Source organism: Ethanoligenens sp., from assembly GCF_047718355.1.
Lineage (GTDB): Bacteria > Bacillota > Clostridia > Oscillospirales > Ethanoligenentaceae > Ethanoligenens.
The window spans coordinates 1-14,499 of record NZ_JBDNLG010000075.1; the positions used below are offsets into that span (position 1 = coordinate 1).

General features: G+C 52.5%; 15 protein-coding genes. 4 read left to right on the forward strand and 11 right to left on the reverse strand.

The features are described 5' to 3' along the window. Positions 1–233 precede the first annotated feature (233 nt). The gene (locus tag ABF463_RS10830; protein ID WP_415533647.1) at positions 234–419 is read left to right on the forward strand and encodes a hypothetical protein; all 186 of its coding nucleotides are present in this window, start codon (positions 234–236) and stop codon (positions 417–419) included. A gap of 174 nt (positions 420–593) precedes the next feature. On the opposite strand, the gene ABF463_RS10835 is transcribed toward ABF463_RS10830, so the two are convergent. The 3 genes from ABF463_RS10835 to ABF463_RS10845 all read right to left on the reverse strand — a co-directional run bounded on the left by ABF463_RS10835 (position 594) and on the right by ABF463_RS10845 (position 4,548). Then, entirely contained in the window at positions 594–1,757 is a 1,164-nt protein-coding gene (locus tag ABF463_RS10835) for a phosphoglycerate dehydrogenase (protein ID WP_415533648.1), read from the reverse strand. 140 nt (positions 1,758–1,897) lie between these two features. Further along, positions 1,898–3,022 carry a 3-phosphoserine/phosphohydroxythreonine transaminase gene (gene serC, locus ABF463_RS10840; protein ID WP_415533659.1) on the reverse strand — a complete coding sequence of 375 codons (1,125 nt, stop codon included), beginning with the start codon at positions 3,020–3,022 and terminating at the stop codon, positions 1,898–1,900. A gap of 272 nt (positions 3,023–3,294) precedes the next feature. After that, on the reverse strand, positions 3,295–4,548 hold the full coding sequence (locus ABF463_RS10845; RefSeq protein ID WP_415533660.1) for a [Fe-Fe] hydrogenase large subunit C-terminal domain-containing protein: 1,254 nt from the start codon (positions 4,546–4,548) through the stop codon (positions 3,295–3,297). Between the two features lie 260 nt (positions 4,549–4,808). On the opposite strand from ABF463_RS10845, the gene ABF463_RS10850 reads away from it, so the two are divergent. Then, positions 4,809–5,498, forward strand: a complete 690-nt coding sequence (locus ABF463_RS10850; protein ID WP_415533649.1) for a M48 family metallopeptidase — start codon at positions 4,809–4,811, stop codon at positions 5,496–5,498. Positions 5,499–5,510: 12 nt separating this feature from the next. Here the strand turns inward: ABF463_RS10850 and ABF463_RS10855 are convergent, their stop codons facing one another. Continuing rightward, positions 5,511–6,125, reverse strand: a complete 615-nt coding sequence (locus ABF463_RS10855; RefSeq protein WP_415533650.1) for a TetR/AcrR family transcriptional regulator — start codon at positions 6,123–6,125, stop codon at positions 5,511–5,513. Between the two features lie 254 nt (positions 6,126–6,379). Between ABF463_RS10855 and thiD the strand changes: the two genes are divergently transcribed. Together thiD and ABF463_RS10865 are read left to right on the forward strand one after the other, a co-directional pair. Next, complete coding sequence (thiD, locus tag ABF463_RS10860) at positions 6,380–7,183, forward strand: bifunctional hydroxymethylpyrimidine kinase/phosphomethylpyrimidine kinase (protein WP_415533661.1); 804 nt, start codon at positions 6,380–6,382, stop codon at positions 7,181–7,183. 11 nt (positions 7,184–7,194) lie between these two features. Further along, a complete protein-coding gene (locus ABF463_RS10865) occupies positions 7,195–7,830 on the forward strand; it encodes an epoxyqueuosine reductase QueH (protein WP_415533651.1) in 636 nt (211 codons plus the stop codon). Positions 7,831–7,906: 76 nt separating this feature from the next. Here ABF463_RS10865 and ABF463_RS10870 read toward each other — a convergent pair whose 3' ends face one another. The 7 genes from ABF463_RS10870 to ABF463_RS10900 all read right to left on the reverse strand — a co-directional run. Next, positions 7,907–8,638: a YebC/PmpR family DNA-binding transcriptional regulator gene (locus tag ABF463_RS10870; RefSeq protein WP_415533652.1), complete on the reverse strand. Its 732-nt coding sequence runs from the start codon at positions 8,636–8,638 to the stop codon at positions 7,907–7,909. Positions 8,639–8,800: 162 nt separating this feature from the next. Further along, positions 8,801–10,021, reverse strand: a complete 1,221-nt coding sequence (locus ABF463_RS10875) for an EAL and HDOD domain-containing protein (protein WP_415533653.1) — start codon at positions 10,019–10,021, stop codon at positions 8,801–8,803. 100 nt (positions 10,022–10,121) lie between these two features. Beyond that, on the reverse strand, positions 10,122–11,540 hold the full coding sequence (locus ABF463_RS10880) for an RsmB/NOP family class I SAM-dependent RNA methyltransferase (RefSeq protein WP_415533654.1): 1,419 nt from the start codon (positions 11,538–11,540) through the stop codon (positions 10,122–10,124). After that, on the reverse strand, positions 11,527–11,958 hold the full coding sequence (ruvX, locus tag ABF463_RS10885) for a Holliday junction resolvase RuvX (protein ID WP_415533655.1): 432 nt from the start codon (positions 11,956–11,958) through the stop codon (positions 11,527–11,529). Before ruvX ends, ABF463_RS10880 begins: the two co-directional genes overlap by 14 nt. Continuing rightward, the gene (locus ABF463_RS10890; protein ID WP_415533656.1) at positions 11,955–12,620 is read right to left on the reverse strand and encodes a histidine phosphatase family protein; all 666 of its coding nucleotides are present in this window, start codon (positions 12,618–12,620) and stop codon (positions 11,955–11,957) included. The genes ruvX and ABF463_RS10890 overlap by 4 nt, the downstream gene beginning before the upstream one ends. A 249-nt stretch (positions 12,621–12,869) precedes the next feature. Continuing rightward, the gene (locus ABF463_RS10895) at positions 12,870–13,817 is read right to left on the reverse strand and encodes a dihydroorotate dehydrogenase (protein ID WP_415533657.1); all 948 of its coding nucleotides are present in this window, start codon (positions 13,815–13,817) and stop codon (positions 12,870–12,872) included. 5 nt (positions 13,818–13,822) lie between these two features. Further along, on the reverse strand, positions 13,823–14,499 hold a 677-nt coding region (locus ABF463_RS10900), incomplete at its 5' end, for a dihydroorotate dehydrogenase electron transfer subunit (protein ID WP_415533658.1).

Here is a 14,499-nt window from a genome sequence, read left to right on the forward strand (position 1 = left end):
GCTATACTTTGTAAAAAAGACTGTTTTTCGTTGATTTTTTAAACAGTTTGTATTTTTATTTATTATAAGACATTTAGTAAAGTTTCCTATCCTGGCTGGATGCCATATAGACAAGGCCAGTCTTCCAACAAATAGAAATCATGTTTTTGAAAATTTGGGGGAAACTATTACCGGTTTCAAAATAAACTTTGGAACCGGTTTTTTGCAACCGAACAGGAAAGGATGGCATTGTTATGCAACACTCCATGTCTAACGTAACCAAAGGCATCATCGCCGGTGTGGTAGCCGGTGCGGCTGTCGGCATGATTGCCGGGTGGCCAATGGATCATAAACGAGGCAACAATGTCCGGAAAAACGCCAACAAAGCGCTGCATGCAGTCGGCGAACTAGTCCAAAACGCACAGTATATGATGCGCTGATCTGGCTTTTTGACGCGCCAAAAAGGGGTTGCCTCTTTCTATATCATTGGAAAGAGGCAACCCCTTTTTTGGGGCATCGACCTATCTTTACTTTATAAATAACAATTTAATTTTTGAGGGCCGCACGTCATTTTCGCAGCCGCCGCATCTGTGAACAATACAACCTCTATCCGCTTAGATGATCCGCACACGAATGACGCCGTCCACCGCTCGAAGCGCATCTGCCACGGCGTCCAGCTTCTCATCCGAAACATCGACGATGGTATAAGCCATCTGTTTCTTAGACTTGTCAATGATGTTGTCGATGTTGATGTTGGCCTGTGCAAAGCAGGCTGTGATCTGCGAAAGCATGTTCGGCACGTTTTTATGGATAATCGTCACGCGGCCAGCAGAGGAAAGCGGCATATCCACATTCGGAAAATTCACAGAGTTTTTAACAGCGCCGGTTTTAAGGAAGTTGATAAGTTCATCCGCCGCCATCGCCGCACAATTGTCTTCGGATTCCGGTGTGGACGCACCCAAGTGGGGAATCGGGATCACACCCGGTACATCCAGCAATTCGTCGCAAGGGAAATCCACTACATAAGAAGCCACATGACCGGATTTCAACGCTTCAATGATATCCGCCGGCACTGCCAACTCGCCGCGCGCAAGATTGAACAGGCGCACACCTTTTTTCATTGCGGCAATGGACTCGGTGTTGAATGTGCCGCGCGTTTCAGGCGTCAGCGGCACATGGATGGTGATATAGTCGCATTTCTCATAGATCACGCTTAAACTGGGCGCGTGATGGATGGTTTGGGAAATGCCCCAAGCCGCCTCGACTGAAAGATACGGGTCATAGCCATAGACCTCCATGCCCAGCGCCTGTGCGGCATTTGCCGCCTTGACGCCGATGGCACCCAGGCCGATGACACCCAGTTTTTTGCCTGCAAGCTCGGGGCCGACAAACTGGCTTTTTCCTTTTTCCACCAGCTTGGGCACTGCGTCGCCTTGGCCTTTGAGCGTTTTGGCCCATGCCACCGCATCCAGAACATTGCGGGAGGACAGCACCAACGCACCGATCAGCAGTTCTTTTACGCCATTGGCATTTGCACCCGGTGTATTGAAGACGACAACGCCCTCTTCGCTGCATTTATCTACCGGGACATTGTTAACGCCCGCACCCGCCCGCGCAATAGCCTTCAGAGAGGCCGGCAGTTCCACCTCATGCAAGGAGGCAGACCGCACAATAAACGCGTCGGGTTTCTCCACGTCATCGCCATATTGAAATTCGCCGGGTGTGAATTTTGTCAGACCCGACAAGGAAATCTTATTCATGGTTTTAATGTTAAACATGCGCGGAAAGCCCCTCTCTGTTCGTAAACAGCAAATACGTCAGCCATTCATTACCAACACATTACAAATGGACCGGCCACACTGCGCGCAGCACGATTGCCCACTGTATTTAACCGCCGTAGTAATACCTGTAGTATGTGTCAGCCATTGGCCTTTTCAAACCGGCCGAGGAAATCCACCAACTTTTCCACACCTTCAACCGGCATGGCGTTGTAGATACTCGCGCGCAGGCCGCCCACTGTACGGTGACCCTTGATATTGATAAAGCCTTCCGCTTCCGCTGCTTTGACGGCTTTTTTGTCTAACTCATCGTTATCGGTTACAAACGGTATGTTCATCAGCGAACGGAATTCCTTTTCCACCGTGCCGCGGAACAATTTGGAGTTGTCAAGGAAATCATAGAGGATGCCTGCTTTTTTACGGTTAATCTCCGCCATTTTCTCCAAGCCGCCCAGTTCTTCAAGCCACTCCAGCACCAGCCCACAGATATAAATGGAGTAGCAGGGCGGGGTATTGAACAGCGAACGGTTGTCGGCATGCGTCTGATAATTGAACATGGTAGGAGTGATGTCACGCGCGTGCCCGATAAGGTCTTCACGGACAATCACGACGGTCAAGCCCGCCGGGCCCATGTTCTTCTGTGCGCCTGCAAAAATCAAACCGAATTTGGACACATCCAGCGGCTCCGAAAGGATGCAAGACGACACATCGGCAACCAGCGGCACATCCCCGGTCTCCGGCAGTTCGGCAAACTTCGTGCCATAAATCGTATTATTCAAGCAAATATAGGCATAATCCGCTTCTTTATCAAAATCCGCGGCGGTCGTTTTTGGAATATAGGTGAAGGTCTTGTCTTTGGAGGATGCCACCACGCGTGCGTTACCGTAGCGCGCGGCTTCCTTATATGCTTTGTTTGCCCACTGACCGGTAACGAGGAAATCGGCCTTGCCGCTGCCGTTGAGCAGGTTCAGCGGAATCATGGCAAACTGGCTGGAAGCACCACCCTGCAAAAACAATACTTTATAGTTCGACGGAATACCCAGCACTTTGCGCAGCAGCTCTTCACACCGTACGATGATGTCGTCAAAGACTTTTGACCGGTGTGACATCTCCATCACGGACTGGCCTGAGCCTTTATAGTTGAGCATTTCATCTGCGGCACGTTTGAGAACCGGCTCCGGCAGCATGGACGGACCGGCGGAAAAGTTGTAAACCCTGCTGTTCAATAGTATAACCTCCAATTTTTTTGCCCGTTTGAAGGGCATCGGTCGGATGGGTACAAGACCCATCCGAGGATATGGACGCGGACACGCGCCATTGCGTGCCCCGAAATTCCGTCACATCTTTCATTATAGCCTTTGTGCAATTTTAGTCAATACACAGAAACGTTTTCGCACGTTAAAATGCAAAATATAGATGAAAAGAGTCCAGTTTTTTCATAAAAACCATGACCCGGCTGGCGAAAATGCTGCCCGTCAGCCAAATCATGGTAAAGACTCGGAGAGCGCGTACAGCCTCTCTTGAAACATGCGCTCTTTCAGAATTTCCGGATGAATGTATTGTCGCGCTCCAGTAAGCTCTCAATCGTATCAAATCCGAGCCGCCGCAGAATTTCCAGCACATAGGGGTTTTCCGCGGGCGTAGCATAGGTCGCCTGTTCGCCGTATGCGTTGACATGCCCGGTCGCTTCTTCTTTTGGAAGCAGTGACTTGGGACCACCAACACAGCCGCCTTTGCAGCCCATACCCTCCATGAAATTGGCCTTGACTTTGCCATCCATCACATCCGTAAGCAAGGCCTTGCAGGCCACCATTCCGTCGGCCTGGATGGCGCGCAGCGGAATCTTATGGTCGGGACACAGGTGGTCAAGTGTGGACTGAACCGCTTTGCTGACGCCGCCGGTGCGGGCGTAAATGCGACCGGCAGTAGAGGAGTGGTCACTCATGTCCTCCGGCAGATTGGGAAGATCCAGCCCCGCATCCTCGAACATTTGCCCCACTTCGTCAAATGTCAGAACATAGTCGACCGCATCGGCGATATCGGGCTGGCGCGCTTCGGCCTTTTTGGCGATACAAGGGCCGATAAAGACCGTTTTCGCCTCAGGATGCATCTTTTTAATGGTTCGGCCACAAGCCACCATAGGAGAAACCGAAGGCGGCACATGGGGAATCAGTTCACTGAAACTTTTTCTGATGAGCGCCATCCACATCGGACAGCAGCAGCTGGTCAGCATAAAGTCCTCATCCGACTTGATAGACTGATCAAATTCCAGCGCCTCTTTCAGTGTAAGAATATCGGCAAAAAGCGCCACTTCAATCATGCCATAGAACCCCAGCTGCTTGAACGCCGCACGCAGCTTGCCGGACGTGACCTCCGATGAAAACTGCCCGGAAAATGCCGGCGCAATCATTGCGTAGACCGGCGTCTCGCGCTCTTTAAGCAGTTGGAGCAGAGGAATCAGATCCTTTTTACCCGCCAGCACCTTCTGCTCACAACGATCCACACACTGCCCACAGCCCACGCAATCGTCGGTAATCATCAATTTGCCGTCTTTATCCCGGCGAATGGCTTCAAAAAGGCAGCTGACCGCACAGGATGTCTGATTTTCATCGGAACACATACAGTCCGCCAATTTGACCACCGGCGGATAGTTTTCCGGGCGCAGCAGCATCTCCAACTGTTTCAGTTCCTGCTCGTTGCCGGACGCACGAATCGCATCGATCTCTGCCTGCAGCCGGCCGCCCGCCGCCGCCTGCTGAAGCCGGCGGCTCATCTCCTGATAACTTTCCATCATAACACCTCCATCGGCGCTTCCGGTTGTGCCGTGCGCCGCTTATAATACAACATTTTCTTAAAGATTATATACTCATATTGTACCATGAAAAACCAATCGCCGCGACATTTTACATGAAATGATGTATACTATCATTCAACCCATGCATAACTGCCATCACCATTAAACTTGTATATGGGGATGCTTGTGAATGAATTGCTTTCGGAGCATTCTATCTCTATAACCAAATTGCCAACATGCAGGATGGAGGAATGCCAATGGCACAGCCACCGATTGCTTACACGCTGATACGAAGCACACGCAAAACCGCAGCCATCCAGATCAACCCCGCAGGAGAAATCATCGTCCGCGCACCGAACCGAATGCCTCTAACTGCCATTGAATCGTTCCTGCGTGAAAAAAGCGCCTGGATTGACAAGGCACTCCTCCGGATGCACATGCTGGCCGAGCAGCGTGTCTGTGCATCCGCACAGCCGGGCGGTACGCTATGGTTTCTGGGCGAGCCATATCCGGTCATCCCACAGGACGGCAAAAACGGAAAACCAACTGTACCGATTTGGGACGGACATGCCTTTTCCTTGCCGCGGCAAGGCAGTGCAAACGCCGCCGTCGCTTTTTTCAAGGCACAAGCGCAAAAGTATTTGTCCATACGCACGGCTGTCTTTGCCAAAACGGCAGGCATCAACTTTAACGGCTTCACAATCGGCAGCGCACGTTCGCGTTGGGGTTCCTGCTCTCCGGATAACAGCCTGCGATTTTCTTGGAGGCTGCTCTGCACGCCTCCGGCTGCAGTCGATTATGTGGTCGCGCACGAACTGGCGCATGTGCGCCATCACGACCATTCCCATGCTTTCTGGCAAGAGGTTGCGCGCATTTGGCCGGAATGGAATACCGGAGCCAATGCACTGCGCGCGTTTGAACGCCATGTCGATCTCAGCGCGCTTTGAAACAGCTTGATATCAGGACAAATACTTATACAGTACCTCCACAGCACCAACAATCAGCCGCTCTTGACTGATGCCCTCCCATCCATACAGGATTTTTTCCGGGAGCTGCACCAGCGTTTTTTGAAAAAGGATTGCGGACACCTGCGTGTCTTTGCCCTTGGTGTCAATCCCCATCAGGCCAAAATAAGTGCCCAGCATCTGCTGAATAGATGTTTGCTGCCGCTGCATCATGGCAACGATTCGTGGTTTTCCGCTATAATACAGCACTGCAATCTCCCGGGCAAGCTGCGGCTCACTCAGTACGATCTGCACATATTTCCGTGTAACCTTGCCAATCCATTCCTTTTTGTTCAAGCCCGGCTGCCGCAACTCCTTGGAGAACTCGTCCACAACCGCGCGCAATTGCAGGCAGATTCGTTCCATCAATTCTGCAAAAACCGCCTCTTTATCCGCGAAATACGCATAAAAGCTGCCGACCGACGTACCCGCTTTTCGGGCTATCGCGTTGGCCGTGGTCTTATCATACCCTTTTTGACAAAAAAGTTCTTTAGCCGCCACAATCAATTTTTCTTTTGTTGCTAAACTGCGAATCTGTCGTGGAATACGCACTGGCTTTGCATTTTCCATGCGATCGCCCCTCTCTTATTTAACCAACATTTTTTTCATTTGTCAATTATTACAACAGCCCCTTTGAGGGATACATTTTTTACAATATGGCAGTACAACTTCCCACATAAATCGCATTTGGGAACTCTCCGTTTCAGATTCTTGACAAATCCCCAAACGGATTTTATACTGAAAACAATTTGTTAAAACACGCCGACCGGACATGGTATCCACGATGCCGGCTTATCCGGCAGAAGGGGAAAGGGATGACCGTTTTGCAGCACGCTTTGACTATTGCCGGCTCTGATTCCGGCGGCGGCGCCGGAATACAGGCCGACCTCAAGACATTCGCAGCATTAGGCGTGTACGGCATGAGCGCCGTCACGGCGGTAACCGCACAGAATACCTGTGGCGTACGCGCGGTGCAAGCTATGAGGCCTGAACTCGTCACCGCGCAGATCAATTGTGTATTTGAGGATATTCGTGTGGATGCGGTAAAAATTGGCATGACAGCAAACGCGGAAATCATTGCGTCCATCGCGTCGGAGCTGCGAAAACATCCAGATGTGCCAATCGTATTGGACCCGGTCATGGTTGCCACCAGCGGTCACGCACTGCTCGACCCTGCTGCCGTGCGCACGCTTACGCGGGACCTGCTGCCTCTCGTCAGCGTGGTCACCCCCAATTTACCGGAAACTGAAGTTTTTGTCGGGCGGAAAATAACAACCGTAGAAGATATGCGCACCGCCGCCCGCGAGTTGATTGCGCAAGGCGCGAAAGCTGTGGTTATCAAAGGCGGGCATCTATCCGGTGATGCCGTAGATATCTTTTTCGACGGCCTGGACTTTCTGTGTCTTTCTCACCCTCGCACCCCTACGCAAAATACGCATGGAACAGGCTGCACCTTTTCTTCGGCAATTGCGGCCCTGCTAGCCAAAGGACAGCCTCTCTCTGTTGCCGTCCAAGGAGCCAAGACGTATATATCGGAGGCAATTGCACACGCCGAGCCCTTAGGGCATGGGCATGGACCTGTCAACCATTTTTATGCCTTATACGCCAAACGGAACCATCCTCTGTGAAAGGCCTTTTTATGCAGCATCCCAATTATCAAAAGCAGATGGAGCAAACGCTAGATGCACTCCAATCTGCCAAGAAAGTGCCGCGCCTGTTGTTACACAGTTGTTGCGCGCCATGCAGCAGCTATGTTTTGGAGTATTTGGCATCGCATTTTCAGATTACTGTATTTTATTATAACCCCAACATTGCACCGCGCATGGAATATAAAAAGCGTGTGACAGAGCAAAAACGGCTGATTAGTGAGCTACCTGTGCCGCATCCGATCGCTTTTCTTGAGGGAAACTATGTGCCGGAACGCTTCTTTGAAGCGGTTTGCGGATTAGAAAAAGAGCCGGAGGGCGGAAAGCGCTGTCTGGAGTGCTTTCGCCTACGGCTGTCCGAAACCGCAAAGGCCGCAAAAGCAGGCGGTTTTGATTTCTTTACCACCACACTGTCGGTCAGTCCTTATAAAAATGCGCAGGCGCTCGCCGACATTGGGGAAGAATGTGCACAAATATATGGCGTCCCGTATTTGGCGGCCGATTTTAAAAAGCGCGGCGGTTATCTGCGCTCTATCGAACTTTCTAAAACATATGGGTTGTACCGGCAAAATTTTTGCGGCTGTATTTTTTCCCAGCGGGAATCTACCGGCGCTCCCTCATCCTCCTAAAATAAAAAGAGCTTGTCGCTTTCTCCATAAGAGAAAACGGCAAGCTTCTTTTATATAAAAAATCACTTGGAATGTCCTATTCGCCATCATTTTCCCAGTTGTGCCAAACATTCTGGACATCGTCATCGTCTTCGAGGGAATCCAGCAGATTCTGCATTTTCAATCTGTCGTCTTCACTCGGGATACGGACATAGTTGGCGGGGATACGTTCTTCCTGTGCAGACAGAAACACATAGCCTTTTTGCTCCAACGCGGTACGAACGCCCGACAACTCCAGCGGATCGGTGAAAACTTCAAATATTTCATCGTCGGAATTGAAATCCACCGCGCCCGCTTCCAGACAGTCTTCCATCAACTTGTCCTCGTTGATGTTTGCCTTTTCAACAACAATTACGCCCTTTTCCTGAAACATCCAGCCCACGCAACCGGTCTGCCCAAGATTTCCGCCAAATTTATCAAAATAATGCCGAAGATCTGCCGCGGTACGATTGCGGTTGTCAGTCAGTGTCTCCACGACTACCGCCGCGCCGCACGGACCGTATCCTTCATAAACGATGTCTTCGTAATCGTCTTTTTCCTGTCCGCCCGCAGCTTTTTTGATGATACGCTCTATATTATCATTGGGCACATTATTTGCTTTCGCCTTGGCAATCAATTCATACAGTTTCGAATTGGAGCTTGGGTCGGCGCCGCCCTGCTTGACAACCACCGCGATTTCGCGGCCTATTTTGGTGAAGATCTTTGCGCGCTGCGCATCGCTCTTCTCCTTCCTATGCATGATATTTTTCCATTTAGAATGACCTGACATTGGAATCCCCCTCCCAACACACGTTCCCACACAGGCAGACAAAATACCGCCTCTGTCGGTGGTGTCCGCCCAAAATGAAACGATTTGTTCTCCACACGGCGGATAATACGGATATTTTAACATAACTTTGCCCTTGCGCGCAACCCATTGCACAAGTCGGCATCATATCCCGAAGTGCGCCTTGACCCACTTTATCGCACCCAAAAAGGATTCCTGGAGCATCTGCGAAGTAATTCCAAGTGGTTGTGCTTTCTGGATGGCATCCTGCCAATGGCCTCGCCCATAGCAAAGCGTAATTTCATAACAGTGACCCAAAAAGCTGTCCCGAGCCGTTCCCTGCAAAACATCTGCAATCGCTGCGGGAAAATGCATATCCTGAATTGCTTCGGACATTGGACAGTCCATCAACACGTCAAGCAGTGAAAACATGCCTACCGTCATCATGGTACCTTTTTCAGACGAATGCCCGGTTTCCACCGCCATGCTTTCCATGAATTTTCCACGAAACATGCTCGCTCGCACCAACTCATCGGGCTTGTCCTGCTTCAAATCCGAAATAAACAAGACATAAATCCACTTGCGCAATTCCTCCAAACCAAGCGCGGAAATGGCAAGAGAAATGGAGGAGATTGCCTGTTTGAATGCATAATACGCGGAATTCACCAGGCGTAGAAGCTGATAGGATAAGGCCAGATCCCCTTCAATCACCTCCGCGATCTTTTGAAAATCCGGCTCCGGCGCATTAAGCATTTCCATCAGCTGTATCCAGGACTGGTTGTAAGAAGACAGCTTTTTTGCATGATTCATGGTCGGTCTGGCATAAAAGTATCCCTGAAAATAGTGATATCCCTGTTTCGTTGCGCGGTCATGCTCTTCGCGCGTTTCAACTTTCTCCGCAAGGAACCGCAGTCCCGGCCGCCTATACTTCCGCACGATATCCGCTTGTTCTTGCACACTTGACTGGCGAAAATCCACTTTGATGATATCCGCCAAGCGTATCAATTCGTCATAGCCTTGCTGATAGGAAAAGTCATCAATCGCCACCAGATAGCCTAATTCTTTTAATTTCTGACAAGCCTCCAGAATCTCCGGAGTGATGGTGACTGTCTCAAGAATTTCTATGACCAACTGCTCTTTGGAAAAGAGTGTGGCAACTTCGTTTTCAATAAATCCAGACGTGAAATTTACAAACGCGCGTGTGTTATTGGTGAGCGTGGAAAGACCAAAATCCAAAAAGCTGCGCACCAAGGCACTTCCGGATGCAACATCCCCATCAATACCCGCCGCATACGCGTTTTGCTCATTTTCCCGATAGAGTATTTCATATCCAAAAATATTATTATTGGTATCAAAAATCGGTTGCGTCGCTAAAAATATGTCCATGTCATTTCCCCATTATTTTTCCCGAATTACCCCAAAACTACTGTTGTCTAAAATGCAGGCATACGTTCATGCTTCATATGAACCGATGGCAATCATCTGCCTATAACGTGCGCAGTGCGCGAGGATAGTGATTTTTCAAAGTGCCGCCGGACACTTTGCCAAATCCCACTACATGCCCCGCAGCAAGAACAGCGGTGTATCCATCGGCAGTCTCCGCCTCGATCTGCTCTCCGTGCAGAAACGCCGCCAAACGCGGGTCGGCAAGCGACAGCTCGACCGTGCGGCGACAAGCACCGTCAGCCGCCGCCAAATAAAGAGCGTGGGCAGGTTCAAACCGTCCATTCTTCACCCGTCCGGCACAGACTCCTGCGCGAAGCAGGTGCAGTCCACGCGGCAGCACCGGTGATTCGGCAGGAAGCAAAAACAGCACCTCGCCTGTGCTGTGAGGCATACCATACAACGGTTCGTCGAACTGCTCCGCAAAAAACGTCCGCAACAAATCCTCCTCGGGTACCCCCACCCGTGCGGACTGGGCGCTCACCATTCCGCCCCCGCTTTCCGGTGATGGAACGTCTGCTCTCCAACGCAGGCGCGCCACAAAGTGCCCCTCGCCGCCATCCTGCGAAAAAATACGCCGCGCCCGCACCAAAGATGGTTCCCCATCTGCCCAGTCGGGCCGCGCGGGACGCCCGAATGCGTGTGAGATTGTTTCCAGCGAAAACACGGGATTTTCTTTTAAAAACGCGGCAACGACGCTTTCGTTTTCCTCCGGCGCGAAAGTACAGGTGGAATACACCAGCACTCCGCCGGGGCGCAGGGCTTTTTTTGCATTTTCCAGAATCAACAACTGCCGTTTTGCACAAGCGACGGGGGTTTGCGGCGTCCAGTCCGCGGCGGCAGCAGGTTCCCTCCGAAACATTCCCTCCCCGGAGCAGGGCGCGTCCACCAGCACCGCGTCAAAAAATCCAGAAAACGCCGTGCAGAGACGTTCGGGGGTTTCATTATAGACGCAGGCATTGCGCACGCCGAAACGTTCCAGATTAGAAAGCAATATCTTTGCCCGCCCCGATATGATCTCATTCGCGACCAGCAGCCCATCGCCTCCCAGCCGCGCGGCGATCTGGGTGGACTTTCCCCCCGGCGCGGCACACAAGTCGAGTATGCGCTGCCCCGGACGGGGGTCGAGCGCCGCCACCGCCGACATTGCCGACGGCTCCTGCAAGTAAAACACGCCCGCATGGTGCCACGGATGCCGCCCATTCGCTTCGCCGCCCGTTATGTAAAATCCCTCATCCGCAAAAGGAGCGGGGGAGAGCACAAAACCGGTGGTTTGACAAAATGCGACGATATCCCGGCATTTCAGACAGTTTAAGCGCAGACCGCGGCGCACCGGCACAGAAAGCGCTTTCTCAAATGCGGCAAATTCCGTCTCGCCGAGCAGGGCACGCATTCGTAACAAAAAAGCGGCAGGCGGTTTCGCAGGCCCGCTTGGTTTGGGTTTTGGTTTACGTTTTGCCATGGGCAGCATTCCTTACTGAATCCAGATAATCCTGTAAAATGATCGTCGCGGCGGCAGCGTCAATGCTGTTTTTGCGCTTCTTACCGCGTGTGTTGGTGGCGTTCATGTATACCTGCGCGGACAATGTGGTGCGACGCTCATCAAACATACAGACCGGCACACCGCAAGCCTCCTCCAGCGCTTTTGCAAACGCCTGCGACTTTTCCGCGCGCGGGCCAAGTGTCCCGTTCATATTTTTCGGCAGACCGACCACCACCCGCTCCGCGCCCGACAGCGCGACCTGCTCCGCTGTTTTTGCCAAAATCTTCGCATCGTCCGTTTCATGAATGACACAGACCGGACTGGCCAAAAAACCGGATGGGTCGGAGACAGCAATACCGGTGCGTGCGTCTCCATAGTCCACAGCCATGATCTTCATGCGCGTGTACCCTTTCGCCACCAATCCTGCTTGGCAAATGTGGACAATTCACCGTCCAAATGGGACACATCGTTCTCCATTGTAACAGCAATTTGCCCGTCGTTCCGGTACTCAATGATGCTGACCGCCGTATTATCGCACCAGGATACATCATTCAGCCGTTCAATCGGCCAGCTGTGGGCATGGCAAAGATAATTGCGAATTGCACATCCATGAGACGTGATTCCCACCGTTTTGCCCGGATGTTTGCGGGCGATACCGGTAATAGTCTCCCACATGCGGGCATAAACCTGCCGCATCGGTTCACCCTCCCGGGGTGCAAAATCCCACGGCCGGCTGACCCAGGTCTCATTGTCGTGCGGATACAGCTCCGGCAGTTTGCAAAACGGCTGTCCCTCCCAGCACCCGCCATTGATCTCCATTAGACCCTCCATTGTGATGATGGGCAGGTGCTCAACAGAATCCACCGCCTGCGCGGTTTTATACGCGCGTTTGAGCGGGCTGGCATAGAGCGCATCCAGATGGAGCGGTGCAAAGCGCTTCGCCAGTTTTTCCAGTTGTTTCTCGCCGTTTTCACTGATATCGGCGTCGATATGCCCCTGAAAAACACGCTTGAGGTTGCCCTCGGCCTCCGCGTGACGAATGAGATAAATACGGGTCATGATCAACTGCTCCTTTGCCGTATGCGTTTTAACTTTTTCCTTTTCCTATTGTAACATACTTTTACAAAAAAGCTACGGCGTTGCGGATATCTGTACTTTTAGGGTTACGCGCGCAGGAGTTCTCCACAACTGCCGTTGAAAAAGTGGAAAACTTCCCGCCTCTCATTCTTTCGTCTTGCAGATTTCGTCCACGATCACCGCTGTGCAGACCAAGAGAAGTACCAAAAGATGGTTGGATATTACCCGTACTCAGTACGGGCGAACCTGGCCCGTCAATTCGGAAATGTTTTTGATATGCTGATCTGCCAGATAGGCCGACAGCCCGTCCCGGATGTGCAGCATGGCATAAGGATCGGTAAACGTAGCAGTACCCACCTGAATCGCGGACGCGCCCGCAAGAAACATTTGCACAGCGTCCTCCCATGTGGCAATACCGCCCATGCCGATGACCGGAATCTGCACGGCCTTGGCGACTTGCCAGACACAGCGCAAGGCCACCGGGAACACCGCAGGGCCGGACAGCCCACCCACATTGTTGGCCAAAATCGGGCGGCGGGTGGCGATGTCGATGCGCATCCCCAGCAGCGTGTTGATAAGTGAGACTGCATCGGCACCCGCGTCTTCCACCGCCTGTGCGATGGAAACGATGTCGGTCACATTGGGGGAGAGTTTGACGCACAGCGGTTTTTTGGTGGCGGCACGCACCGCTTTGGTCACTTCCGCCGCACCCGCGCAGGTCACACCGAACGCCATGCCGCCGGTTTTGACATTTGGACAGGAAATGTTCAGCTCAATCATGTCAATTGACGTGCCGGAAAGCCGCTCCGCCACGGCGGCATAGTCCTCCGCCGTGTCCCCTGCGATGTTGGAAATCAGGCGGGTGCCCTGTTTCTCCAAAAACGGCAGTTCGTTTCTCAGAAAATAGTCCACACCCGGATTTTGCAGACCGATGCAGTTGAGCATCCCGGAGGGTGTTTCCGCCACACGCGGGGTCGGGTTGCCCGGACGCGGTTTGAGGGATGTCCCTTTGAGCGCAATGCCGCCAAGCTCCGACAGCGGAAATACTTTGGCATATTCGCGCCCAAACCCGAACGTACCGCTGGCCGCAATCACCGGGTTTTTAAAATCCACACCCGCGATTGTAACCGCAAGGACAGGGGAGTGCCGTGTATCCTGCTGCTTATCTGTCATTGCCATTCTGCTCACCACACAATCTTGGACGCGTCAAATACCGGACCGTTTTTGCAGACATGCCAGTTTTCAATGTCGCTGCCCACCCGCACCGGAATGGCGCAGGAAAGACACGCACCCACGCCGCAGGCCATCCGTGCCTCCATCGACACAAAGCAGGGAATCTTACGCTCTTCAGCCACCTTAGCGACGGCGGCCAGCATGGGTCTGGGTCCACAGGCGAAAATCACCTCGCAGGGCGCGGTATCCAGACGTTTTTCCAAGAAAGGCGTGACCACGCCGGTTTCACCCTCGGTGCCGTCCTGTGTCACCACCGTCACACCAACACCCTGCCGTTCAAAATCCGCCTGTAAAATCACATTGGTTTTGCTGCGGAAACCGAGAATCGCGTCCGCGTGTCCGGCAAACGGTTTGGCGGCTTCCAACAACGGAGGCACACCGATGCCGCCGCCGACAAACACCGCGCTGCGGTCGGTGCTTCCGAGGTTGAACCCGTTGCCAAGCGGTGCGAGGATATCCATCGATTCCCCAACTCGCACACCCGCCAGCCAGTGCGTCCCCTCGCCGCGTTCTTCAAAGACCAGCCGCAGCCGCGCGCGGTGGCGGGGAATTTGACAGATGCTGCTTGGGCGGCGCCACGTTAACCCACCGCCCCGGGTGGCCCCAAATTGACCGGCGTTAGGGGGTT